Below are 23,896 nucleotides of genomic sequence, written 5' to 3'. Positions count from 1 at the left end.
TTAAACTGTTTTTACAATAAAATAAGTTTTCTTTCCTTTTTGCAGCAATAAAAATTTACCGTCAATAAGATCGCTTTCGTTGGCAGTATAGACGTCATTTACTTTTTCTTTGTTTACAGAGATTGCATTTCCTTTCAGCTCTCTCTGGGCCTCACTTTTAGATTTTAAAAAACCTGTTTTTTCAGTAAGAAGATCGACGATATTTACGCCTAAAACATCAGCTTTCGCGACTTCCTTTTGCAATACACCGTCAAAAACATCCATAAAAGTCTGTTCGTCTAAATTAACCAAATCCTCCGCAGTTGATTTTCCAAAAAGAATCTGCGACGCTTTTAACGCCTTTTCGTATTCTTCTCTTCCGTGAACCCAAACCGTAACTTCTTCAGCCAGTTTTTTCTGAAGTTTTCTTTCGTGTTCGGCGGTTTTATGCTCTTCAATTAAAGCTTCAATTTCTTCTTTGCTTAAAAAGGTGTAAAATTTAATAAATCTTTCAGCATCCGCATCTGTTGCATTAAACCAGAACTGGTAGAATCTGTAAGGTGAAGTTTTCTTTTTATCAAGCCAGTAATTTTCTCCGCTTTCAGACTTCCCGAATTTCGAGCCGTCAGCTTTTGTAATCAAAGGCACTGTTAATGCAAATGCTTCGCCCTGGGCTTTTCTGCGGATCAATTCTGTTCCCGTCGTGATATTTCCCCATTGGTCAGAACCTCCCATTTGAAGCTTCACATTATTATTTTGGTATAAATGTAAAAAATCGTAACCTTGAATCAGCTGGTACGTAAATTCCGTAAAGCTCATTCCGTCTGCCCCGGATTCTCCTGAAAATCTCTTTTTCACGGAATCTTTCGCCATCATATAATTTACCGTAATATTTTTCCCTACATTTTTAGCAAAATCAAGGAAAGAAATATTTTTCATCCAGTCGTAATTGTTCACCAATTCCGCTTTATTGGTCTCATTACCTTCAAAATTTAAAAATCTTGAAAGCTGGTTTTTCAGGCAGTCGACATAATGTAAAAGAGTTTCTTCGTCCAGAAGATTTCTTTCGGAAGACTTTCCGGAAGGGTCGCCAATCATTCCCGTGGCCCCGCCCACCAACGCAATCGGCTTATGGCCATGCTGTTGAAAATGTGCCAGGATTTTTATCTGAATAAGACTTCCGATATGTAAAGAATCTGCGGTAGGGTCAAAACCGATATAGGCAGTCGTCATTTCCTTATCAAGTTGTGCATCCGTTCCGGGCATCATGTCGGCAAAAAGCCCGCGCCATTTCAGTTCTTCAATAAAAGAGTTCATTATTTTCTGCTTTAAAATTTAATGTGCAAAGATAATAAATTCAGGGTTATAAAGAGTGGAAAACAGAAAGGGCACGTAGGTTAATATTTTTGGAACTTTTTTATTTCGTGGAATAATAAGCTTTCATTTTTTATTTGAAGCTTTTTGACGTCGTCGAATTGTTATTTTTATTTATTTTAAGGAGCAATTTGATTACATCGAAAAGCTGTTTTACTTTTTATTTGAAGCTTTTTCCCGCTCTCCGCACTCGCTATTTTCAGGTATTTGTTTCGGCGGCGAAGCCGCCGAAACAAATACCTGAAAATGAGCTCAGACAAATGCTTCGATCGAGGCTAGGAACTTGCGACTGATAAGATGTATTTTAAACTGAACCTTCAAGGTTTTTAAAACCTTGAAGGTTTGATTATGTAAAAGAAACTTTACACATATTGCGATTTAACCTAAAATCAATTATATTTGTTATAGATGAACGACGAACAGTTATTTTCCCTCATTCAGAAGGCGAAAGAAAAAGATCAGAAAGCCCAGACCAAGCTCATTAATATTTTTTGGGTTGATGTTTTTTCCTTTGTGATGAAAAAAGTTCATGATGAAAATGATGCAGACGAAATTACCGTCAATGTTTTTTCAAAAGTATTGTCGAAACTCGATATGTATGATCCTCATTTTCAGTTTAAAACATGGGTTTTAACGATTGCTCAAAATACAATTATCGATTTTTGGAGAAGAAAAAGCCGTGAAAATCAGGATCCGACCGAAAATTTAGATGAAGTAAAAAATCAATACGCAAAATCTCCCGAAGAGCTCATGATTTCTGATGAAGAGCAAAAGAAAATTATTAAAACCATCGAATCTTTAGATGCTAACTATCAGGATATTATCAAATTAAGATTTTTTGAAGAAAAAAGCATTAAGGAAATTGCCGAAGAACTCGGAATTTCTGTTGCCAACACGAAAGTCCGTGTGATGCGAGCCAAAAAAGTCCTGGCAGAATTACTGAAAAACAATGAATTTGAAGATAATTAATTTTACAAATAAACATCTTCCTTCGTTTTTGGAAGCGTAATTTTTCTTTGTTCTTTTAGGTTTCTATTTTGCAGATTGATTTTCAGTCCTTTTTTTACCAACGTTTCATTTTTAGATTTTCCGTATTCCGAAGTATTTTCAACCTCCTTTTCGAAGGTAAGCTGGCCTGTAGAAAGATTGAAATCAACATCTGTCCAGTATTCTTCAGGTTTTCCATAGCTTGAAGAATAACCGATCAGCTCAAAATGCCCGTTCTGAAACCTGTATTTATCCGTATAACCCCATTTCCAGCTGCTTCCGCCGGCTTGTGTGATTTCCAGGATTCCTTTTTTTATTTGCATGCTCTGGTAAGGATCACCCATCATTCCGCCGCCATTGCTCTCCAGAATTGCTTTTGTTGATTTTTCTAAAATGGTCCATTTTCCATTTATTTTTTTCAGAATCTGAATTTCACGCACATTTCCGAGATCGGTCGTATCTTTGGTATTGTAAATAATAACTTTTTCAGGGATCTGATCTCCATCCAGATCGCCGTCAACAGATTCGATCATTTCTGAACCTGCAGGCTGAAATTCTTTTTGAGCAAAGCAAAATATGCTGAAAATGATGGACAGAAAGCAAAATGTTGTCTTCATAAGAAAATATTGAGGTTTAAAATTACGAAATTATATGTTTCATCAATGTCTGTCTTTGATTGTTTCGATAAAAAAATCACTAACTTTGAACCTCAATTTGAGAAATAAATGGAAAATTTAGTTCAAGATACTACCGTTCAAAAGCCAAAATGGATTCGCGTAAAGCTTCCTACCGGAAAGAATTACAGAGAATTACGAACTTTGGTTGATAAATATAAATTAAATACAATTTGCCAAAGCGGAAGCTGTCCGAATATGGGCGAATGTTGGGGAGAAGGTACAGCAACTTTTATGATTTTAGGAAATATCTGTACCAGAAGCTGTGGATTCTGTGGGGTAAAAACCGGGAAACCGCTTGATGTCAACTGGGATGAGCCTGAAAAAGTAGCCCGCTCTATCAAATTAATGAAAATTAAGCATGCCGTTTTAACGTCGGTTGACCGTGATGATTTAAAAGACATGGGCTCAATTCTTTGGGGTGAAACTGTAAATGCGGTAAGAAGAATTTCTCCGGGAACTACAATGGAAACCTTAATTCCTGATTTTCAAGGGCTCACAAAACACCTTGACAGAATGGTGGAAGTGGCTCCGGAAGTGATTTCCCACAATATGGAAACGGTAAAACGTCTGACAAGAGAAGTGAGAATTCAGGCGAAATATGAAAGAAGCCTTGAAGTGCTAAGATATCTAAAAGAAGCCGGACAAAGAAGAACAAAAACCGGAGTAATGCTTGGTTTGGGTGAAACAAAAGACGAAGTTTTTCAAACCATTGAAGACATCAGAAATGCAAATGTGGATGTAATTACATTGGGACAATATTTACAGCCGACTAAAAAACATTTGCCTGTAAAAAAATTCATCACACCGGAAGAATTCGATGAATTCGGGGATTTCGCAAGAAGTTTAGGCTTCAGACACGTTGAAAGCTCGCCTTTGGTGAGAAGTTCTTATCACGCTGAAAAACATATTCATTAAAAATATAAATCGCTTCAATTTCTTGGAGCGATTTTTTGTCATTGCGAACAGACTGAAGGTCTGCGAAAGCAGTTCAGAAGCGACGAAGCAATCTCTTTAAAATATTTAAAAACAAGTTTGTCATTCCGTAGGAGTCTAAGCGAAGTTTTTAAATTTTATCCCTACAAAATAAGTATAGATTCCTGCGGAATGAAAAATTCTACGGAAAATTAATTAAAATAAATTCTTAGGCAAAAATCACCCTTCCACCTTACTCAAATGCTTTTTCTTAAAGGCAGAAGGCGTTTCGCCGATATATTTTTTAAATAATTTATTAAAATAAGAAAGACTTTCAAAACCTACCTGAAAACAGATTTCTGTGATGCAGGAATTTTGCAGGAGCAATAATTTCGCCTGATTAATTCTGTAATTATTCACGAAATCAGTGAACGTCATATTCGTCTGCTTTTTGAAATACCTGCAAAAAGCGGGTGTGCTTAAACTTACCATTTCAGCAATTTCGCTGACGTTGGTTTTCCGATCATAATTTTCATGAATGTAATCGTAAATCGTTCCCATTCTGATTTTATCATTCAGAAACCATTTTATTCTGGTGTCTTCATTATTAAGCTCTTTAACTTCATCTGAATGGGCAAGAATCTGTAAAATTTCAATCAAACCCATAAAAGAATTGAATGAATTTTCGTTTTTAATATGATGAAGCTTTTCAATAACAATTTTCTTTGTTTTCCCTGAAAACGATAGCCCGAGATAAGAGCGATCCAAAAGCTGCTTAATATTTTCAAATTCGGGAATAGGAAAAATCAGGTCCTGCAGAAAATTTTCCCGCATTTGTAAAACCAATTGCTTACATTCTGTCTGAATTTTATAATCAAAATTAAGATGGGGAACGTTGGAACCGATCAATAAAAGATCACTTTCTGTGAAATCAGAAATATTTTTCCCGACATGCCGGATTCCGTTGGAGGCTTCTACATAAACAAGCTCTATTTCAGGATGATAATGCCAGAAAAAACAATCTTTCAGAGAGGGTGAAAATAGCTTAAAAGACTTTCCTTCTTCAAATTCTATAATTTCTTTCTGGATCTTCATTATGTTCTCTTTTGATTGAATATGATTTTAAAATTACATAAAAAGGTTAATATAGAGCAAATATAGATCATTTCAGTTAAAGTATAAATGGTTTTTTCTATCGAATTTTGCATTTCAAAATAAGGAATTAATAATTCTGTATTCAAATAATTAAAAGCTTAAAAATGAAGATTGATAAAAGGATTATTCCACTTGCTATTGGCGGTTTGGGAATCGGGACGACTGAATTTACGGTGATGGGGTTGCTGCCTGATATTGCAAAATCTTTACAGATAACAATTCCGCAAGCGGGACATTTGATTTCTGCTTATGCGTTGGGAGTGGTAATTGGTGCACCGATTCTGATCGGATATTCAGTGAAGTTTCCGCCGAAGAAAGTTTTATTTGTCCTGATGATTATTTTTACGTTGTTTAACGGATTGTCGGCAATTGCTCCGGATTATAATATGATGCTGATTATCAGGTTTTTATCAGGGTTGCCGCACGGTGCATTTTTCGGAGTCGGAACTGTTGTTGCAGCCAGAATGGCCGGAAAAGGGAAGGAAGCATTTTATATATCATTAATGTTTACGGGGCTTACCGTGGCTAATCTTGCGATGGTTCCGCTGGTAACTTACATCGGGCATACTTTTCATTGGCGCTGGTACTTTGCGATTGTTGCGGTAATCGGTTTATTGGCTTTGTTATTCTTAAAATTATGGCTTCCGGCCATGGAAGCAAATCAGGATACGCATTTCCTTGAAGAATTAAAATTTTTAAAGAAAAAACAATCGTGGCTGGTTTTAATCATCACTGCGATCGGATTTGGCGGATTATTTACCTGGTTCAGCTATATTACCCCTTTAATGACGATTGTTGCTGGAATTAAAGAAAATCAGATGGCTTACGTTATGGTTCTTGCCGGAGCGGGCATGGTGGTTGGGAATTTGGTTGGCGGATATTTATCAGATAGATTAAGCCCGGAAAAAACCTGTTCGTTATTAATATTTTTAATGATGTGCGCGTTGGGAGGCGTGTTTTTCCTTTCAGAATATCAAAATATCGCTTTAATATTAACTTTTGTCTGTGGGGCATTGTCAATGTCTGTTTCTGCACCGATCAATATTATGATGATGAAAGCAGCTCCGAAAAGTGAAATGATGGCGGCAGCGTTTATGCAGGCGGGTTTTAATATTGCCAATGCATTAGGCGCTTTTTTAGGAGGAATTCCTTTGGAACACGGATATTCATTCAATTATCCTTCGCTGGTAGGTGTGGGAATGACACTTATAGGCCTTATTATCAGTTTAAGATACAGGTATTTATATGGGTCGGTAAAATCTGAAGAGAAAGTTGTTGCAGAATGTGTTACCTGCGAAAAATAAAGAAAAAGAGAAGCAAATAAGCTTCTCTTTTTTATTTCATGCTTTTAATTAAGCTTCAACTTCATTACCGTTTTTACACCAGTAAAGCGCGTTGTATAAGTTTTCTTTTGGAAAAGATTTGAATTCTCCGGGCATCAGAACACTGAAAATATCAGTAAAATTCTGAACGCCTTCTTTGTCGGTAACTATTGCGGTACGATTCCATTTTGTAAGGTTTTTTAACCCCAAAAGCGCGTCCTGAAGCCATGCTCCCATGGTAAAATTATCCAGATCGGTGTCAAGATACAATAAGTAGTTAAGTTCGTTATACTGGTCTACTTTTTCTTTTACATGAGGGATAACAAGGTTTTCAAAATCTTCTCGAGTCACATCTCCCGTTGCATTAAACGCAGCAACATTTTCCGGAGCTTCTGGAATAATCGTTATCATAATATTATATTTTAAGTGGATTGGTTTAAGCTGAAATAACAAAAATTAAACCAAATATTTAATTTTTAATTCGAAGAAAGGCGCAATTATTGATATTCGTAGTAAAAAATAATAGCATGGATCTTAAATCTAACGAACCTTTTTGGCTTCTCAAAAACGGACTTGTTGCTTCTTACCCTTCATTAAAATCAGATCAGGAATGCGATGTTCTCATCATCGGTGGCGGCATTACCGGAAGTCTTATTGCTCATCAGATGATAAAAGACGGCTGTAAAACCATTATTATTGATAAACGAGAAATTTGTAATGGCAGCACTTCTGCAACAACCTCAATGTTACAGTACGAAATTGATGTTCCGTTATATGAATTAATTGAAAAAATAGGTGAAAAAGGTGCCGTAGAAAGTTATAAGGCGTGCTCAAAATCAATTGATGATCTCGAAAAGTTAACGAAAGAAATAAAATCCAGAGCTGGTTTTAAAAGAAAGCAATCGTTATATTTTGCTGCAAAAAAGAAAGATGTTTCATGGCTGATAAAAGAGTATGAAATGCGTAAAAAATTCGGTTTTGAAGTAAAATGGATGGAACCTGAAGATATTGAAGAAAAATTTACGCTCCAAAATACATACGGCGGAATTTTATCCAAACAAGGTGCAAGTGTTGACGCTTTTAAATTTGCCCATGAATTATTAAGGTTTAACATTAAAAAAGGCTTGAAAGTTTTTGATAAAACAGAAATGAAATCCGTAAAATATTTCAGAGGTTACAATCTCGCTTTAACAGAAGACGGATTTAGCATTAAAGCAAAAAAAATCATTTACTGTGTCGGCTATGAAAGTAAAAACATGATCAAAGAACATTTTGTTGATCTTAAAAGTACGTTTGCAACCGTCTCTGAAATCGATGTAGATATTTTTAAAAATATTGAGCAAACCCTCATCTGGAATACTGATGACCCTTATATTTATATGCGGACAACGGATGATAACCGATTGTTGATCGGTGGCGGCGATGAAGATTTTGTAAACCCCGAAAAGCGTGACGGAATGCTCAATAAAAAGGAAAAGGAAATTCTGAGAACACTTAAAAGAATAAAGCCTGATTTTAAGTTTTATACCGATTTCGTCTGGGCAGGAACTTTCGGGGAAACAAAAGACGGCTTACCTTATATCGGCGAACACGAAAGTTTTAAAAACTCCTATTTTGTCCTGGGTTTTGGCGGAAACGGGATCACTTTTTCCGTTACGGGAATGGAAATGGCTTCCGCATTTATGAAAAATAAAAAGCATAAGCTTTCCCAATATTTTAAGTTTGGAAGGTAGATTTTCGGGCTTCGGCGAAGCCGAAGCCCGAAAATCAAAAAAAAACTGGCCCATTCAGGCCAGTTTCTCTAATCTAACAACTACGAAGTATATCCGTTTTTCTTTCCTAATTCGAGAATAGATTTCTCAATTGCTTTTCCGAGATCGTCGGAATCTGAGCTTCCTCGTTTTTTCATTTCAGCATTGATAAAATCCTGGCGTTTTTTTGAAAGTACTTCAATTTCTTTCTGAATTTTATCACGATCAGCAGATTTCTGAGTGACGATCTTCTGAATTTCATCTTTATTTTTTCCTCTCAGTTCTGAGGGCAATTCTTCCTGTTTCATGCTGGAAATGTATCCTTTATCCTGCTCAGCTTTATCTACTAAATCCCAATGATCATTTTTATAAGCGTTCTTTTTGGACTTGGCAACCGTTCTTTCAACTGCATTTGAAACGGATTGAATTTCGGCATTTCTGTCCTGCGCAATTTGCTTGGTCTTATATTCCGAACCTCGACTTCCGTAATAAATATAGGTGTCATTTAATTTGGCATTACATTCAGAAATCCTAATGTCATAAGGCGTTTCAATATAAATTACCTTTCTGTCGCTGTCGATATTAAAGAATTTTCCGTCTCCCAAAGTCGCACCGTTTTGCCAGAAAGTCTGAATGCCTTCATCTCTGTTTCCACAGAAAATAGTGTTGGTGTAAATATTTTTTCTTTTGGCATTAGAAATTACTTCTTTATAATTGATTTTTCCCTGGTCAAAAGGTTCGTTTCCAGCGATGTAAATCAATTTCATGCTCTTTTCATTACCGTCCCAATTGAGATTTGTGGAAGCATCGCGAATCACAGCCCCGCAATATTCATTTCCGCCATTGGTTCTTAAGGCGAACAGTTTTTCTGAAACCAAATCCAAATCCTGGGTAAGTGGAGTGACCTGTCTGATGTAATTTTCATCTTTCAATCCATCGTTTCCATATTCATAAAGGGCGATTTCGATTTGAGGAGCTTTTCCGTTATATTTCAAAGTTGTCAATGTATTCACAATATTCCAGAGCCTTGATTTTGCCTGATCGATCAGCCCGTCCATACTGTTGGAAGTGTCCAAAAGCAGCGCGACCTGAATTTTATTGTCTTTAATTATGGATGATGATAAAACCTCATTCTGAACAATTCCTCTTTCGTTCGGGATTAAACTTCCCTTGCTGCAAGGCTTTCCGGGAGAATCTTGTGCGCCTAGAAAAGCTGTGGCTCCCAATGTTAATGCTAAAATTTTAATAGTTGTCATGATTTTTGTGTTTAAAGGATTTCGTATCTTGTTTTGATGCTGTATTTCAGCTTGATATTTTCGATATTGTCAAAAGAATAATCAACTCCTGCATCAGCGGCTTCTAATTGAACATTTGCGGCTTTGCTTCTGAATGCCATCGGAATTACCGTATCGCTTGTATAATCTTCAATCTCAGTGATTTCCAACGGAGTTCCGGTTTTTTTACCGATGCTTTCCAATAAATAATCAGCTTTTTCTTTGGCAGCTTTTAAAGCATTGATCTTCACTGTTTTTTTAAAGTCTGCAATTTTTGTATTTTTGATTTCTGCGATATTTAAATTGCTCACCCATTTTTGGTTCAAATCTTCAAAAAGCTTGCTCACATTGGTTTTTGCATTGACTTTAAACTGAAAACTTTTCGTAAATTTTGCCGTTTTAGAATACAGATTCTGATACATTGATTTAAATTTGATGTCTTCATTTTTCACTCCGTCATTTTTAAGGATTTCAAACAACAGTTTTTCGTTGTCTGCAAGCTGGTTTTTATTGTCAGCTTTTATTCCGATGTTGAAGATGATCTCATCCGGTTCTACTTCCATTTCAGCAACTCCCGTCACTTCGATTGCGTTTTTCTTGATTTCCTGTGCATTGATCAGACTTTCAAATGTTACTAATCCGATCAATAAAAAATGTTTCAATTTCATAATTTCTTGTTTTAAATTTTAAACTTCTAGAGTAAAATTACCCAGATTTAAGACCGGAAATTGGGAGACTTGGTGAAATTGCGTTTTGACTTGGTGAAGCATTAATAAAAAAAGACAACCCAAAAGAGCTGTCTTTTAAAACGATATTTTTAAGAAATATTAAGGTAAAAAATAAACCTTTGAGATCTTATTGTCTTTTATTTCATAGATCGCGGTTGCTTCCGTTTTTCCGGATTTGCTCATGCCAGAAACACTTTCTTTGTCGATTATAAAATTACCGTTAACAATTCTTTCTTTTATTTCACAATGAAGGTCAGGAAGTCTTTTAAACATTTCGTCATAATCTTTTCTCATAGCATCTTTTCCTTTGCTTAATAACTTATCAGGAAAAATATACAGTTCGGTATCTTCGGCATAAGGTTCGAGAAAAGCATCGATATTTCTTGCATTGTAGCCGTTCACCTGCTGTTGGACAAGACTTTCAGGGGTTGCTTTTACGATGTTCTGAGGATTAATGATTTGTCCGTTTTTGATTACCAGATCGATTTTGGTAAGATTATCCAAATTTTCAGTCGGATTTGAATGCAATAAGACCAAATCTGCAATTTTCCCCTGCGAAATGCTTCCTGTAATTTTTTCCTTATTAAAAATTTTAGCTGGATTAATGGTCGCTGACTGCAAAATCTGCCAGTTGCTCATCCCGCTCTCTTTCATGGCTTTTAATTCCGTAATAAATGAAGTTGCATGTTGAGTTCCGACATTTCCCGCATCTGTGCCGGCAGCAATCGTTACTCCGCCATCGATTAATTTTTTCAGATTGGTTTTTCTGATATGATCTATTTTGTTTAAATAATCCGCCATTTGAGGGGAAGTAAATCTCCTTTTATCTTCTTGCACCATCGTCGAATCTGCAGAAAACGACAAATGTTTGAGGTCATAAATAGAGCCTATAGCTTCCGGATTTGAGTTTTCCAGATCATAAGCCGAGTGATCAGGCTTTTGTCCGAAAGTTTTTCCATAATTACCGGAGACAATTAAAGTCGGGCTCAAAACCGTATTTTTTGATTTTAATAACTTCACAAAATCATCCTGAATGATCTCATCTTCTATGTCATGAACCAAATAATCTGCTCCGTTTTGTACGGCAATCTGTGCTGTAATCCTTTCTGTGGCGTGTACGGCAACCTTCAGATTATTCTTATGAGCTTCATCAATAATTGCTTTTACGATCGGTTCATTTTTTCTTGCTGCGGCTTCCACATCTTTTCCCTGAGCAAGGACGATATACCAAATTTTAATAAAATCAGGTTTGTAGGGAAGCTGTTCCTGCACGTATTTTTTCGCGTCTTCGACAGACATGGTCAATTTAAAAGGCTCGTTTTTGCCGAGATTTTTAAATACATCCGGTTCGTAGGTTGTTAAAAGTGGTCCGGTCATATAAACAGACGGCAGATTGGGTTTTTCCGCAAGTGAATTTTTAAGATTTAAAAAATTATAAGTCGCACCCGCATCAATTACAGTGGTGATTCCCGCCTTGAGATAACGCTGAAGAAAATCTTCCATATGATTCAGATTCCAGTCGATTTCTTTTTCGTATGGATAATATTTTCTTAAATCCATCGCATCGGGTCTTGTATATAAACCGCCACTCTGAAAAAAATGGACATGCGCATCCGTCATTCCCGGAATCAGGTATTTGCCTTCCCCATTGATGATTTTGGCGTCGTTTCGAATTTTTATTTTCTTTGAAGGTTTAATATCCGAAATGATATTTTTATCGATAAAAACGGTCTGATCAGTGATAAGCTTTTGATTGACAACATCTACAACGGTAACATTCTGAATGTAAGTCTGAGCGTATATCTTATTGACTGCGAAATAGATAATAAATAATAAGCAAATCTTTTTCTTCATAGTTTTAGTTTTATTCTTAATTGCAAATATAATAAAAGCAGTCTCTGAAGATTTATAATTCAAAGGTCAATTTTTTTTAAAGTGATTGAAATATTCTACGATTATCTGTAATTTGATATAATTACTGTGCATTATTAATATTTAAATCTCTCATTTCCCCGTTTGGAGTGATCAAAATATAGGATTTATTGTCTTTTTGCTGTTTTTTCTCTTTTGAAATCACCATTTTTATTTCATACATTATTTGGATCACGGGTTCTAAAATAACAGGATTGATCACGAAATCAAATTCTTTATCTAAAATCGGCTGATAATACAATGTGGTGCTTTTGGTGGCCTGATTAACATTTGCAATTCTTGTCAAAGCAAGCGTTGAGCTGCTGTACGCTTCATAAGATTTGTACATTTCCGTCGGGAGCGAGGTTTTAAAGCCGTCATTAATGGTTTTTGTCGTATTGGTAAAGGTTTCTCCCAATATAATCTCGTAGTTTTTTACTTTTTCCTGAATTGCCAGTTTCGCTTTATTCATCAGTTCTTTTTTTACGGTTTCCAGGCTGTTGGCGAAATAATCTACTCTCACGAGATCGTAAATTTCATTTTTAGATAAAACGGTAATGATTTCATTCAATTGAGAAGGATTCGTAAATTGAATATGAAGATTTTTCTTTAATTCAAATCCGCCGGGAATTTCATTGTATGTTTTTTTACTGAAAAGCTTTTTTTCAGCACTATATTGATAAGCAGGAACAAACGAAACCATGTCTATATATGTTTCGAGCGTTTTATTGGTTTTTAGCTGTGAAAGCGCAGTATTCATACGTTTATCCATCAGTTCGTTCACTTCTTCTGCAGTTTCTCCGACTTGGGTAAGACTAAAAACTGCGACATATTTTTCTGCTTTTACATTGGCAAGTCCTTTAATGCTGATGACAATATCGGTAGAAGGCGTTTCAATATTGATATTGTTGTCAGTATAACGAACCTGACTTTGATAATTAATATTTCCCGAAACCTGCGAAAATGTGAATTGAAATAATAGAACAGATGCAAAGCATAAAATGTTTTTCATAATAATTAAGTTTAAAATTATGGTACAAACTTAGCCTCGGAATTGAAGCCTGAATTTGAAAACTTGGTGAATGACTTGTTTCACTTGGTGAATAGTTTTTGGGCAAACTATATATATGTATATCTTTGTTTTATGAAAATATTTCAGGTTTTTGTGCTTTTGGTTCTATTGAGTTTTGGGAATAAATTATATTCTCAAACCACCAACGTTGCCCAGGAAGTGCAAACAGAAAGTAAAAAACTGAAAAAAGCGGTCGACACAAAAGATGAGTCTGCGCAGGCAGATTCTTATTACAATATCGGGGAAACATTTTTCAGCGACGGTAATTTTTCAAAAAGTGAAGAATATTTTACAAGATCAAAAAACCTCTATGAAAAGCTTAACGATAAATCCAATATCGAAAAAGTAAGCCGAAGATTAGCGCAGTCTCAGGAAAAGCAAAATAAAATCACTCCCGCGATCATTAATTACAGCAGAGCAGCAGAAACAGGGAATTCAAAAAGAACTAAAATGGTGAATTCCAATGACGCAGCCAGACTTTCTTCGCCGTCGCAGGATGTAAAGGCGGAAGCGATTCAGAATAATATTGATATCAGTAAAAAAGATAATGATAAAGGCTATTTGGCGGAAAGTTACAGTCAGATGGCGGACGTCAATATTCAGGAAAAAAACATTCCTAAAGCGGAAGAAAATCTGAATAATGCCTATAAATTATCTAAAAAAGAAGCACCACAACAGGCTTTAGAAATCAATCAGAAACTGACCGATTTTTATGTTGAAAATAAAAAATTCGACAAAGCCATTGAAGCCAAAAAAAAGATTTTGAAAGAAGATTTCGTTAAGGAAAATTCACAAAAAGAAGTTGAGCAGATTCAGGAACTGGCGGATATTTATATCAAAAAAAATGATGCCGGAGAAGCCATCGCCTTATTGAAAAAATCCTACGGAATTGCCCTTGAAAAAGGCCATACGCTGGAAGCGCAAAAAAGTGTGAGAAAACTTGACAGTCTTTATAATATTTCGAAAAATATAGACGCTTCCGTACAATTGTACAGAGATTTTCTCGGAAAATTGCCTGATTTGGTATCAAAAGATAAAAGTCTGGTTGATAAAAAAATTCTTGAGGATACCGAACAGAGAATTTCTCAATTGGAAAAGGAAAAACAGCTGAAAGATGAACTAATCCGTAAGAAAAACGTCTTCAACTACAGCCTGATCGGAGTCTTGGTTTTGTTGACCATTTTGGTGATTTTCATTTTCAGGACCTTAAAAAAAGTACAGACCAAAAACAAAAAAATTGCTTTACAGTCGCTTCGTCGCGAGATGAATCCGCATTTTATTTTTAACAGCTTAAACAGTGTAAATCATTTTATTGCAACTAATAACGAACTGGAAGCCAATCAATATTTAACCAAATTTTCAAAATTAATGCGTGGCGTGATGGAAAATTCTACAGAAGATTTTATCCCGTTTCAGCAGGAGCTGGATTTGCTGCAAAATTATCTGGCGCTGGAAAAAACACGTTTTGCAGATAAATTTGATTATGAAATTTTTGTTGATGAAAATCTCAATATGCAAAGCCTTAAAATCCCCGGAATGCTCGTTCAGCCGTTTCTGGAAAATGCGATCTGGCACGGATTACGCTACAGAGCAGATAAGGGATTTTTAAAGCTAAATTTTGAAAAAGACGAACAATATTTAAAAATTACCATAGAAGACAACGGAATCGGAATCGAAGAAAGTAAAAAACAGAAAACTATTCACCAAAAAAATAGGGAAGGCCGCGGAATGAAAAACACACTGGAAAGAATTTCCCTGCTCAACGATTTATACAAGCAGAATATTGAATGCAAAATCACAGATAAAAAAACAGAACCGGGAGTTTTGGTAGAAGTGAGCTATAAATTGTGAATCAGTGAATTGTGAATTATTAATTTATCAATTATTAATTATCAATTATCAATTATCAATTATCAATTATCAATTATCAATTATCAATAATAACCCTAAACCCTAAACGCTGAAAAATGAAAATAAAATCCGTAATTGTAGACGACGAGCTTATTGCAAGAGAAGTTTTAAGAAATTATCTCACAAAATATTGTCCGCAAATTGAGATTCTTGGGGAAGCCGAAAATATCAAAGAAGCCGTTCCGTTGATCGCAGAAAAACAGCCGCAATTGGTGTTTTTGGATGTTGAAATGCCTTTTGGAAATGCTTTTGACGTATTGGAAGCAACGAAAGAATTTTCTTACGAAACGATTTTTATTACGGCATTTTCACAATATTCATTGCAGGCTTTAAATAAATCGGCGAGCTATTATATTTTAAAACCAATTGATATTCAGGAGCTTATTTTAGCGGTAAACAAAGTGGCAGAAAGTCTTGAAAAGAAAGATGAGCTCAACCGAAATAAAATTCTCCTTGAAAATTTAAAGTTAAAACCTGAAAAACAGCAGCTTATATTACCGACTTTACAAGGTTTTGATGTTGTAAAAACAGAAGATATTACAAGACTTCAGGCGGATGGAAATTTTACGCAGGTTTACTTAACTGATGGCTCAAAAAAAATGGTCTGCAGGTTTTTAAAACACTTTGATGATCTTTTGGAAAGCCCTTTTGTGAGGGTTCACCGCTCGCATATCATTAATACAAATTTTGTAAAATCTTATCACAAAAGCGGGACGGCAACACTTTCCGACGATACAGAAATTGAGGTTTCCGGAAGCTTTAAAGATAATTTTTTAAAGATTTTTTCTTAATTTTTTGGGCAGCTTTTTCCGCCTTCCACTCCCGCTTTTTTGTTTCACAAAAAGAGCTCCGCTCAAGTCGGGATGCAGAGATTCAACGTAAAATCATCGTCTGTCGAAATACAATTACTAAGTTTTTACAAACGGTACTTTGCGATCTTATATAAGTGAAACGCCTTTGTGAACTTAAAACAGATAGTAGTAAAAAAAATCTTTGTGACTTTTGCGTTAAAAAAAAATGTAATTTTAAATAATATAGTTAAAAAAATCAGGCATTATTTTTGAAGTTTTTTCACAACACAAACTTATTTTATTATGAAAACGTTTCAGAAAATCGCAATTCCTGTCTCATTAGGGGTTTTGGGATTAATGGTTTTAAATGCATGTTCGACCGGAATTCCAAAAGGTGCAACAGCTGTTAAAAACTTCAATTCGGATAAATATCTTGGAAAATGGTACGAAATTGCTCGTTTCGATTATAAATTTGAAAAAAATATGGATAATGTGACCGCGACATATTCCCTAAGCCCAAACGGAACCATTCGTGTAGATAATAAAGGCTACAATTACGTCAAAAAAGAATGGAAAGAATCGATCGGAGAAGCGAAATTTATTAATGATAAAACGGAAGCACGTTTAAAAGTTTCTTTTTTCAAGCCTTTTTGGGCAGGTTATAATGTAATTGATATTGACGAAAATTATCAGTATGCTTTAATCGCAGGAAGCAGCTTAAAATATCTTTGGATTTTATCCCGAACCAAAGAAATTCCGGAAAGTATAAAACAGCGTTTTTTAGAAAAAGCAAAAAAAATTGGTTATAATACCGATGAATTAATTTGGGTGAAGCATAATTAACAGAAAGAATTGCCATTTGTCTATATATTTTATCCAATTTATTGTTCATAACATTGTTTTTTCCGTCATTTGTATAGATTTTTTTTCAAGAATTATAATATGAAAAATGCTGTTCTGATTACCATCGGTGACGAAATTCTTTCGGGAAATACCGTTGATACCAATTCTAACTTTATTGCTGGCGAACTTAAAAATATTGGGATAAAAGTTATCCAGATTGTAACGATTTCCGATGAAATTGAAACGATAAAAAATACTTTAAAATCTGCTTTTGAAACAGGAGATTTAATCATCACAACCGGAGGTTTGGGACCGACCAGAGATGATAAAACCAAAAAAGCTCTTGCCGAATTTTTTAATGACGAAATTGCTTTGGATGAGGCGACCTTCAATCATCTTAAAAATTATATGGAAAAACGCGGCCGCCTGGAAATTCTCGAAAGAAACCGCGAACAGGCCTTTGTGCCTACAAAATCTACAGTTTTTCAAAATCATTTCGGAACTGCACCGTGCATGATGATGGAACAGGATGGGAAATTATGCTTCAGTCTTCCGGGTGTTCCTTATGAAGTGAAACCATTGATAAAAAACCAGATAATTCCTTATTTACAGGAAAAATTTAGCCTGAATTATATTACTTCAAGAATTGTTTCCGTAGTTGGAATTCCGGAAAGTATTTTGGCAGATATGATCGAAAACTGGGAGCTAGCTCTTCCCGAAAATCTTGCGTTATCGTATCTTCCGGTCGGAACAAGAGTAAAATTGCGCCTGACCGCAACGGGTGAAAATGAATCTTTTTTGAATCAACAGCTGGAACAGGAAATTCAAAAATTACTTCCTTTAATTAAAGATAATGTAATTGCAACGTCGGAAGATAAAATTGAAAAAATTCTTGGTGAAGTTTTAAATGAGAAAAAAATGACAATTTCCACAGCGGAAAGCTGTACAGGCGGCGAACTAGCAAAACTGATTACTTCAAATTCCGGAAGCTCACAGTATTTTCTCGGCGGAATTGTAACGTACGCAACCGAAAAAAAGATTGATATTTTAAAAGTTTCAAAGGAAACGGTCGATGAGTTTACGGTGGTGAGCGAACAGGTTGCACAGGAAATGGCAAAAGGCTGCCAAGAGCTGTTTGAGACCAATGTTTCTCTTTCCACAACAGGCGTTGCAGGCCCTGATAAAGGTGAAGATGGCAAAGAAGTCGGAACGGTTTTTTATACGATCAGGGTGAATGATAAAGAACAGACTTTAAAATTATTTATGCCACATCTGGACAGGATTGATTTTATGAATTTTGTATCTCAAAAAGTGATTCAGGATTTGGTGAATATTCTTATAAATGATTAATATCCGGATTAATTTTAATTTTATTTTAATTAAATTTTATACACTTTTTCACGCTTTTTGACACAGAATTCATAAATATCAAAAAGTGGAAAAATCAAAACAAATTTTTCAGACCAATAATAAAAAACGCTGGAGAAATGTGCAGTGGGGATCCCGGATTTTTATCTTCATTGCCATATTGCTTTTTTCAGCGCTAGGTTTGATGATGAAGCTGGATAAAAGCCCGAAAATCCCTTTCAAAGAGGACTACAAAGCCGTTATTACAGCCAGCAAACCTTACCTTCAGGAGAATAAAATATCTAAAGAATATAAAGGTTTCCGCAGCTTTATTTCTGAAAAGACAATCCATACCAATCTTTCTAAAATTCAAAAAGCAAAAGCTGAAAGATTTAAAAATCAAAATAGGAATTGGGCAAAATTCCCCGGTGGAATCCGTTCGGCGTTCTATGTAGCCTGGGATCCGCAGTCTTTAATGTCTTTAAAAAGAAACATAAAACACGTAAATCTGGTCTTTCCCGAATGGTTTTTCCTGGATCCCAAGACTGGAGATCTAAAGACAAATGTAGATTCGGAAGGCTATAAAGTGATAAAAAGAACAGGAGTTGCGGCAATGCCTATTTTAAGTAATAATTTTGATCGTGAATTCCGTTCTGAAGGATTGGGAAAAGTCTTGAAAGATCCGCAGAAACGGACAAAACTGATTCAGAAGCTTACTCAGCAATGTTTAAAACTGCATTTTAAAGGAGTCAATATTGATTTTGAAGATATGGATCTTGAATCTGATGAATATCTTTTGGCCTTTATGAAAGAGCTTTCGGAAACTTTCAGACAAAATAAACTGCTTGTTACGATGGATATTATGACGGATAATGATGATTATAATATCCGGAAATTAAATCCTTATGTAGATTATTTTGTACTGATGGCTTATGACGAATATTCAGCGGACAGCGATGCAGGGCCTGTTTCTTCACAAAAATGGATTGAAGCTCAAACGGATAAAGTTTTAACCAAAACCACTCCCAATAAAGTTATTTTGGGACTTGGAGCTTACGGATACGACTGGAGTACCAATCATGATGATAATACTTCTGTGACCTATATGCAGTCAATTACAAAAGCAAGCGCAAGCAAAGCGACTATTAATTTTGATGATAATACTTTTAATTTAAATTATTCATACACAGATTCTAAAAACAATATACATACCGTATTTTTCAACGATGCAGCTTCTATTTTTAACACAATGCGCTTTTCTTCGGAATATCCTTTAGCAGGAACAGCATTATGGAGATTAGGAAGTGAAGACAGCAGAATCTGGAATTTTTATGATAAAGATCTTACTTCAAACGGGCTTTCTAAGTTTAATTTAAAAATTTTAGAAAATGTGAAAGGCCAGACCATGGTTGATTATATTGGCGACGGAGAAGTCTTAGACGTTCTGAATACTCCTCACGACGGAAAAATAGCATTAGAAGTAGATCCGAAAGAAAAAATAATTACAGACGAAAATTATGTGACCTATCCAAGTTCGTATGAAGTAAAAAAATATGGTGAAGCGCCTCAAAAAGAGCTTGTTCTGACATTTGATGATGGCCCGGATGAAACCTATACCCCACAGATTTTAGATGTTTTGTCGAAATATCACGTTCCGGCTGCTTTTTTTCTGGTAGGGTTGAATGCAGAGAGAAACCTGCCGCTTGTTAAAAGAATTTATAAAGAAGGCCACGAAATCGGGAATCATACATTTACCCATGAAAATATAGCGAAAGTAAGTCCGGAACGCGCTTTATTGGAAATGAAGCTCACCAGATTGCTGATCGAATGCGTAACCGGGCACAGCACGATTTTATTCCGGGCTCCTTATAATGCGGATTCTGAGCCTACGACTTCCGAAGAAATTATTCCCGTTGCTCTGGCAAGACAGCAAAATTATCTCGATATAGGAGAAAGCATCGATCCCGAAGACTGGCAACCCGGCATAAAAGCAGATGAAATTATAAAACGCATCATGTCCGGAATCAGACAGCAAAGAGGAAATATTATCCTTCTTCATGATGCCGGAGGAGATACCAGAGAAGAAACGGTAAAAGCTTTGAAAATTTTAATTCCGACATTACAGAAACAGGGATATCATTTTACCAATTTATCAAGTATTCTCCATAAAAGTAAAAATCAGCTGATGCCCGAAATTCCCAAAACACGATCATACTATATCATGCAGCTTAATTTGGTTCTGGCAACGGTAATTTATGGGATAAGTCATTTTTTGGTAGCACTTTTTACCGTTTTTATTGCCCTGGGACTGATAAGATTAATAGTAATGTTTTATTGGGCTTTTAAAGAAAAAAATAAAGAGAAAAAACTTGCGGATTTTCCTTTATTAGAAACATATCCTAAGGTTTCAATCATTGTGCCTGCTTATAATGAAGAAGTAAATATCATTTCATCATTAAATAATTTATTAAAACAGTCGTATCCGAATTTAGATATCATTATGGTTGATGACGGAAGTAAAGATTCAACCTACGAAAAAGCAAAAAACGAATTTTCTGATCATCCTAAGCTTAAAATTTTCACAAAAACCAACGGCGGAAAAGCAACCGCATTAAATTATGGAATTTCTAAAACCGATGCAGAATTTGTAGTCTGTATTGATGCTGATACAAAACTGGAGCAGAATGCGGTAAAATACCTTATTGCCAGGTTTTTAAACTCCAGCTCAGATGAAAAAATAGCTGCCGTTGCAGGGAATGTAAAAGTTGGAAATACCGTAAACTGGCTCACGAAATGGCAGGCAATAGAATACACAACGAGCCAGAATTTTGACCGGCTGGCTTATGCAAATATCAATGCAATTACGGTAATTCCGGGCGCAATCGGAGCTTTCAAAACGGCTGTAATCAGTGAAGTGGGAGGGTATTCATCGGATACATTGGCGGAAGACTGCGATATTACAGTGAAAATATTAAAAGCCGGATATACCGTTGCCAATGAAAACCGGGCCGTTGCCGTAACTGAGGCTCCGGAATCTGTAAAACAGTTTTTAAAACAACGTTTCAGATGGACATACGGGATCATGCAGATGTTCTGGAAACAAAAACAGACGTTTTTAAACCCGAAATACAAAGGGTTGGGGCTTTGGGCGATGCCGAATATTTTATTGTTTCAATATATTATTCCGTTTTTCTCACCTTTGGCAGATTTGATTATGTTTTTTGGAATTTTATCAGGAAACGGAGAAAAAATATTCACGTATTATCTGATTTTCCTTTTGGTAGATGCTTCTTTAGCTTTAATGGCATTTGTCATGCAGAAAGAGAAATTATGGAACCTGTTTTATGTCATTCCGCAAAGATTCGGCTACAGATGGCTGATGTATATTGTCTTGTTTAAGAGTCTCAGAAAGGCATTGAAAGGGGAAATACAGTCCTGGGGATTTTTAAAACGAACCGGAAATGTAAAAGAGATAAATACTTTTTAATATTTATGTAAATTTGTTTTTGGTAAAACGTAACAAATAAAATAAATAATATACATATTGTATAAATTGTTATCATAATGAAAAAACTAACACTTTCTTTATTTTTATTAGCCGGAGTTTGCTCGCTGAACACAGTGGCGGCTCAGTCTAAATCGAATAAAGCAGCTTTGGCTCTTGCAGATAAAGCGACGGATAAAGGCTTGGACCTTAGCTTGATGGATAAATCTGTGCGTCCTCAAGATGATTTTTATAACTATGTGAACGGAACCTGGATGAAAACAGCCAAAATCCCTTCTGATAAACCAACATGGGGTAGTTTTAATAAATTGGCAGACGATACAGACAACCATTCAATGACCATCTTAAATTCTCTTTTAAAAGATAAATTTGAAGCAGGAACTGAAGGTAAAAAGATTCAGGATCTTTATGCTACCTATATGAATATGGAGAAGAGAAATGCAGACGGAATCAAGCCTATTCAGGCAAACATCAATAAAATCGATGCCATCAAAAATCTTACGGATCTTCAGAATTATTTGATCTCTGTAACGAAAGAAGGTGAAAATACTCTTTACGGATGGGGTGTAGATGCCGATCTTAAAGATTCTAAAATGAATGCCGTTTACTTAGGAAATGCATCTCTTGGTTTAGGAAGAGATTATTACCAGAAAGTGAATGAGAAAAACACGGAAGCTCTTGCTGAATATCAGAAATATGTGGCTTCAATGTTAAAAGAATTGGGATACACCAATGCTGATGCAGCCGCAAAAGGGATTGTTGATTACGAAAAAAGCATCGCCAAGACCTATCTTACAAACGAGCAGAGCCGTGATAATACGCTTCAGTACAATCCAAGAACAATGGCTGAGCTTTCTACATTGGTAAAAGGGGTTGACATTCCTGCTTATCTGAAAAAAGTAGGTGTAACTACAGATAAAGTAATCATCGGAGAAATAGGATATTATAAAGATTTTGATAAATTGGTAAGTGCTGAAAATCTTCCTGTAATTAAAGATTATCTGAAGTTCCACATGATCCACGGAAGCGCTTCTTACCTAAGCGAAAAGTTAGGCGATATGAAATTTGCTTTTTATGGTAAATATTTAAGAGGCCAGCAAGAGCAGAGAGCACTTAACAAAAGAGGCTATGAGCTGATCAATGGCTCTCTAGGTGAGGCTTTCGGTAAATTATATGTTGAAAAATATTTCCCTGCAGAAGCTAAAGCGCAGATGGTGGAATTGATAAGCTATTTAAAGAAAAGCTTTGCCCAGCATATCAATAACTTAGCCTGGATGTCTGCTACAACAAAGGAAAAAGCAATGACAAAGCTGAATAAATTCACTGTAAAAGTTGCTTATCCTGACAAATGGAAAGATTATTCTAAATTAAATATCACTTCTGAAGCTAAAGGAGGAACTTTATACGCTAATCTTCAGAATGTTGCAGAATGGCAGTACAATAAAGATTTAGCTAAAATCGGAAAGCCGGTGGATAAATCAGAATGGGGAATGACTCCTCAAACCGTAAATGCTTACTACAATCCGGTAAATAATGAGATCGTTTTCCCTGCTGCGATCCTTCAGCCGCCTTTCTTCAATCCTAAAGCTGATGCTGCCGTTAATTTTGGTGGAATCGGTGCCGTTATCGGTCACGAAATGAGCCACGGATTTGATGATTCAGGAGCACAATTCGATGCAGACGGTAACCTGGTAGACTGGTGGACGCCGGAAGACAAAGCTAATTTCGAAAAAGCAACAAAAGCTCTTGCTTCTCAGTATGATAAGTATGAGCCTGTAAAAGGAACTTTCGTAAACGGAACCTTCACAAACGGTGAGAATATCGCTGATTTAGGTGGAGTAAATATCGCTTACGACGCTTTACAAATGTATCTGAAAGATAAAGGAAATCCTGGCCCGATCAGCGGTTATACGCAAGATCAGAGATTTTTCCTAAGCTGGGCAACAGTTTGGAGAACATTGTCTAGTGAAAAATACATGGTAAACCAGGTGAAAACAGATCCGCACTCTCCGGGATATTTCAGAAGTTTTGGTCCGTTAACAAATGTTGAAGCTTTCTACAAAGCATTCGACGTTAAAGAAGGTGACAAATTATACAAAAAACCTGAAGAAAGAATCAGAATCTGGTAATCATCAGATGATAATAGTAAAACCGTTCAGAAATGAGCGGTTTTTTTGTTTTTATTTGAAGCTGTTGACTTCATCGAATTGTTATTTTTATTTATTTTAAGGAGCAATTTGATTACATCGAAAAGTTGTTTTATTTTTTATTTGAAGCTTTTTGACTTCATCGAATTGTTATTTTTATTTATTTTAAGGAGCAATTTGATTACATCGAAAAGCTGTTTTATTTTTTAT

At 35.6% G+C, this 23,896-nt stretch carries 18 protein-coding genes; 10 read left to right on the top strand and 8 right to left on the bottom strand.

Annotated features, from left to right (window positions below; all coding sequences use genetic code 11):
* On the bottom strand, nt 1–1,296 hold the full coding sequence (gene tyrS, locus BLT04_RS02460; RefSeq protein WP_089753342.1) for a tyrosine--tRNA ligase: 1,296 nt from the start codon (nt 1,294–1,296) through the stop codon (nt 1–3).
* Nucleotides 1,297–1,761: 465 nt separating this feature from the next.
* Here tyrS and BLT04_RS02455 point away from each other — a divergent pair, with 465 nt between their 5' ends.
* Complete coding sequence (locus BLT04_RS02455; protein ID WP_089753340.1) at nt 1,762–2,322, top strand: RNA polymerase sigma factor; 561 nt, start codon at nt 1,762–1,764, stop codon at nt 2,320–2,322.
* 2 nt (nt 2,323–2,324) lie between these two features.
* On the opposite strand, the gene BLT04_RS02450 is transcribed toward BLT04_RS02455, so the two are convergent.
* Complete coding sequence (locus tag BLT04_RS02450) at nt 2,325–2,957, bottom strand: hypothetical protein (protein ID WP_089753338.1); 633 nt, start codon at nt 2,955–2,957, stop codon at nt 2,325–2,327.
* A 108-nt stretch (nt 2,958–3,065) separates the two neighbouring features.
* Between BLT04_RS02450 and lipA the strand changes: the two genes are divergently transcribed.
* Nucleotides 3,066–3,932 carry a lipoyl synthase gene (gene lipA, locus BLT04_RS02445; protein WP_089753336.1) on the top strand — a complete coding sequence of 289 codons (867 nt, stop codon included), beginning with the start codon at nt 3,066–3,068 and terminating at the stop codon, nt 3,930–3,932.
* 237 nt (nt 3,933–4,169) lie between these two features.
* On the opposite strand, the gene BLT04_RS02440 is transcribed toward lipA, so the two are convergent.
* Nucleotides 4,170–5,024, bottom strand: coding sequence for an AraC family transcriptional regulator (locus tag BLT04_RS02440; protein WP_089753334.1), 855 nt, complete (start codon nt 5,022–5,024; stop codon nt 4,170–4,172).
* A gap of 164 nt (nt 5,025–5,188) precedes the next feature.
* Between BLT04_RS02440 and BLT04_RS02435 the strand changes: the two genes are divergently transcribed.
* Nucleotides 5,189–6,388, top strand: coding sequence for an MFS transporter (locus tag BLT04_RS02435; protein ID WP_170828414.1), 1,200 nt, complete (start codon nt 5,189–5,191; stop codon nt 6,386–6,388).
* Between the two features lie 48 nt (nt 6,389–6,436).
* Here the strand turns inward: BLT04_RS02435 and BLT04_RS02430 are convergent, their stop codons facing one another.
* Nucleotides 6,437–6,817 (bottom strand): SpoIIAA family protein, encoded by a 381-nt coding sequence (locus BLT04_RS02430; protein WP_089753332.1) that lies wholly within the window; start codon nt 6,815–6,817, stop codon nt 6,437–6,439.
* A gap of 116 nt (nt 6,818–6,933) precedes the next feature.
* Here BLT04_RS02430 and BLT04_RS02425 point away from each other — a divergent pair, with 116 nt between their 5' ends.
* Nucleotides 6,934–8,139 carry an NAD(P)/FAD-dependent oxidoreductase gene (locus tag BLT04_RS02425; protein WP_089753330.1) on the top strand — a complete coding sequence of 402 codons (1,206 nt, stop codon included), beginning with the start codon at nt 6,934–6,936 and terminating at the stop codon, nt 8,137–8,139.
* An 80-nt stretch (nt 8,140–8,219) separates the two neighbouring features.
* On the opposite strand, the gene BLT04_RS02420 is transcribed toward BLT04_RS02425, so the two are convergent.
* The 4 genes from BLT04_RS02420 to BLT04_RS02405 form a co-directional block, all read right to left on the bottom strand.
* A complete protein-coding gene (locus BLT04_RS02420) occupies nt 8,220–9,413 on the bottom strand; it encodes a VWA domain-containing protein (RefSeq protein WP_089753328.1) in 1,194 nt (397 codons plus the stop codon).
* Nucleotides 9,414–9,424: 11 nt separating this feature from the next.
* Complete coding sequence (locus BLT04_RS02415; RefSeq protein WP_089753325.1) at nt 9,425–10,099, bottom strand: SIMPL domain-containing protein; 675 nt, start codon at nt 10,097–10,099, stop codon at nt 9,425–9,427.
* 159 nt (nt 10,100–10,258) lie between these two features.
* The gene (locus BLT04_RS02410; RefSeq protein ID WP_089753323.1) at nt 10,259–12,013 is read right to left on the bottom strand and encodes an amidohydrolase family protein; all 1,755 of its coding nucleotides are present in this window, start codon (nt 12,011–12,013) and stop codon (nt 10,259–10,261) included.
* Nucleotides 12,014–12,134: 121 nt separating this feature from the next.
* Nucleotides 12,135–13,082, bottom strand: a complete 948-nt coding sequence (locus tag BLT04_RS02405; protein ID WP_089753321.1) for an SIMPL domain-containing protein — start codon at nt 13,080–13,082, stop codon at nt 12,135–12,137.
* A gap of 132 nt (nt 13,083–13,214) precedes the next feature.
* On the opposite strand from BLT04_RS02405, the gene BLT04_RS02400 reads away from it, so the two are divergent.
* From BLT04_RS02400 to BLT04_RS02375, 6 genes are all read left to right on the top strand, one after another.
* Nucleotides 13,215–14,993 (top strand): histidine kinase, encoded by a 1,779-nt coding sequence (locus BLT04_RS02400; protein WP_089753320.1) that lies wholly within the window; start codon nt 13,215–13,217, stop codon nt 14,991–14,993.
* A gap of 116 nt (nt 14,994–15,109) precedes the next feature.
* Entirely contained in the window at nt 15,110–15,844 is a 735-nt protein-coding gene (locus tag BLT04_RS02395; protein ID WP_089753318.1) for a LytR/AlgR family response regulator transcription factor, read from the top strand.
* 303 nt (nt 15,845–16,147) lie between these two features.
* The gene (locus BLT04_RS02390; RefSeq protein ID WP_089753316.1) at nt 16,148–16,687 is read left to right on the top strand and encodes a lipocalin family protein; all 540 of its coding nucleotides are present in this window, start codon (nt 16,148–16,150) and stop codon (nt 16,685–16,687) included.
* A 99-nt stretch (nt 16,688–16,786) separates the two neighbouring features.
* On the top strand, nt 16,787–18,037 hold the full coding sequence (locus BLT04_RS02385; RefSeq protein WP_089753314.1) for a CinA family nicotinamide mononucleotide deamidase-related protein: 1,251 nt from the start codon (nt 16,787–16,789) through the stop codon (nt 18,035–18,037).
* Nucleotides 18,038–18,122: 85 nt separating this feature from the next.
* Nucleotides 18,123–21,521, top strand: coding sequence for a polysaccharide deacetylase family protein (locus BLT04_RS02380; RefSeq protein ID WP_089753312.1), 3,399 nt, complete (start codon nt 18,123–18,125; stop codon nt 21,519–21,521).
* Between the two features lie 77 nt (nt 21,522–21,598).
* On the top strand, nt 21,599–23,668 hold the full coding sequence (locus tag BLT04_RS02375; protein WP_089753309.1) for a M13 family metallopeptidase: 2,070 nt from the start codon (nt 21,599–21,601) through the stop codon (nt 23,666–23,668).
* Nucleotides 23,669–23,896 lie beyond the last annotated feature (228 nt).

Origin of the sequence: Chryseobacterium soldanellicola (genome assembly GCF_900100115.1) — a bacterium.
GTDB lineage: Bacteria > Bacteroidota > Bacteroidia > Flavobacteriales > Weeksellaceae > Chryseobacterium > Chryseobacterium soldanellicola.
This window is presented reverse-complemented; position numbering and strand designations above follow the sequence as displayed.

Excerpts from the sequence above, each read along its gene's own strand:
- tyrS (WP_089753342.1), bottom strand. The coding sequence starts at position 1,296 with ATGAACTCTTTTATTGAAGAACTGAAATGGCGCGGGCTTTTTGCCGAC.
- BLT04_RS02455 (WP_089753340.1), top strand. The coding sequence starts at position 1,762 with ATGAACGACGAACAGTTATTTTCCCTCATTCAGAAGGCGAAAGAAAAA.
- BLT04_RS02450 (WP_089753338.1), bottom strand. The coding sequence starts at position 2,957 with ATGAAGACAACATTTTGCTTTCTGTCCATCATTTTCAGCATATTTTGC.
- lipA (WP_089753336.1), top strand. The coding sequence starts at position 3,066 with ATGGAAAATTTAGTTCAAGATACTACCGTTCAAAAGCCAAAATGGATT.
- BLT04_RS02440 (WP_089753334.1), bottom strand. The coding sequence starts at position 5,024 with ATGAAGATCCAGAAAGAAATTATAGAATTTGAAGAAGGAAAGTCTTTT.
- BLT04_RS02435 (WP_170828414.1), top strand. The coding sequence starts at position 5,189 with ATGAAGATTGATAAAAGGATTATTCCACTTGCTATTGGCGGTTTGGGA.
- BLT04_RS02430 (WP_089753332.1), bottom strand. The coding sequence starts at position 6,817 with ATGATAACGATTATTCCAGAAGCTCCGGAAAATGTTGCTGCGTTTAAT.
- BLT04_RS02425 (WP_089753330.1), top strand. The coding sequence starts at position 6,934 with ATGGATCTTAAATCTAACGAACCTTTTTGGCTTCTCAAAAACGGACTT.
- BLT04_RS02420 (WP_089753328.1), bottom strand. The coding sequence starts at position 9,413 with ATGACAACTATTAAAATTTTAGCATTAACATTGGGAGCCACAGCTTTT.
- BLT04_RS02415 (WP_089753325.1), bottom strand. The coding sequence starts at position 10,099 with ATGAAATTGAAACATTTTTTATTGATCGGATTAGTAACATTTGAAAGT.
- BLT04_RS02410 (WP_089753323.1), bottom strand. The coding sequence starts at position 12,013 with ATGAAGAAAAAGATTTGCTTATTATTTATTATCTATTTCGCAGTCAAT.
- BLT04_RS02405 (WP_089753321.1), bottom strand. The coding sequence starts at position 13,082 with ATGAAAAACATTTTATGCTTTGCATCTGTTCTATTATTTCAATTCACA.
- BLT04_RS02400 (WP_089753320.1), top strand. The coding sequence starts at position 13,215 with ATGAAAATATTTCAGGTTTTTGTGCTTTTGGTTCTATTGAGTTTTGGG.
- BLT04_RS02395 (WP_089753318.1), top strand. The coding sequence starts at position 15,110 with ATGAAAATAAAATCCGTAATTGTAGACGACGAGCTTATTGCAAGAGAA.
- BLT04_RS02390 (WP_089753316.1), top strand. The coding sequence starts at position 16,148 with ATGAAAACGTTTCAGAAAATCGCAATTCCTGTCTCATTAGGGGTTTTG.
- BLT04_RS02385 (WP_089753314.1), top strand. The coding sequence starts at position 16,787 with ATGAAAAATGCTGTTCTGATTACCATCGGTGACGAAATTCTTTCGGGA.
- BLT04_RS02375 (WP_089753309.1), top strand. The coding sequence starts at position 21,599 with ATGAAAAAACTAACACTTTCTTTATTTTTATTAGCCGGAGTTTGCTCG.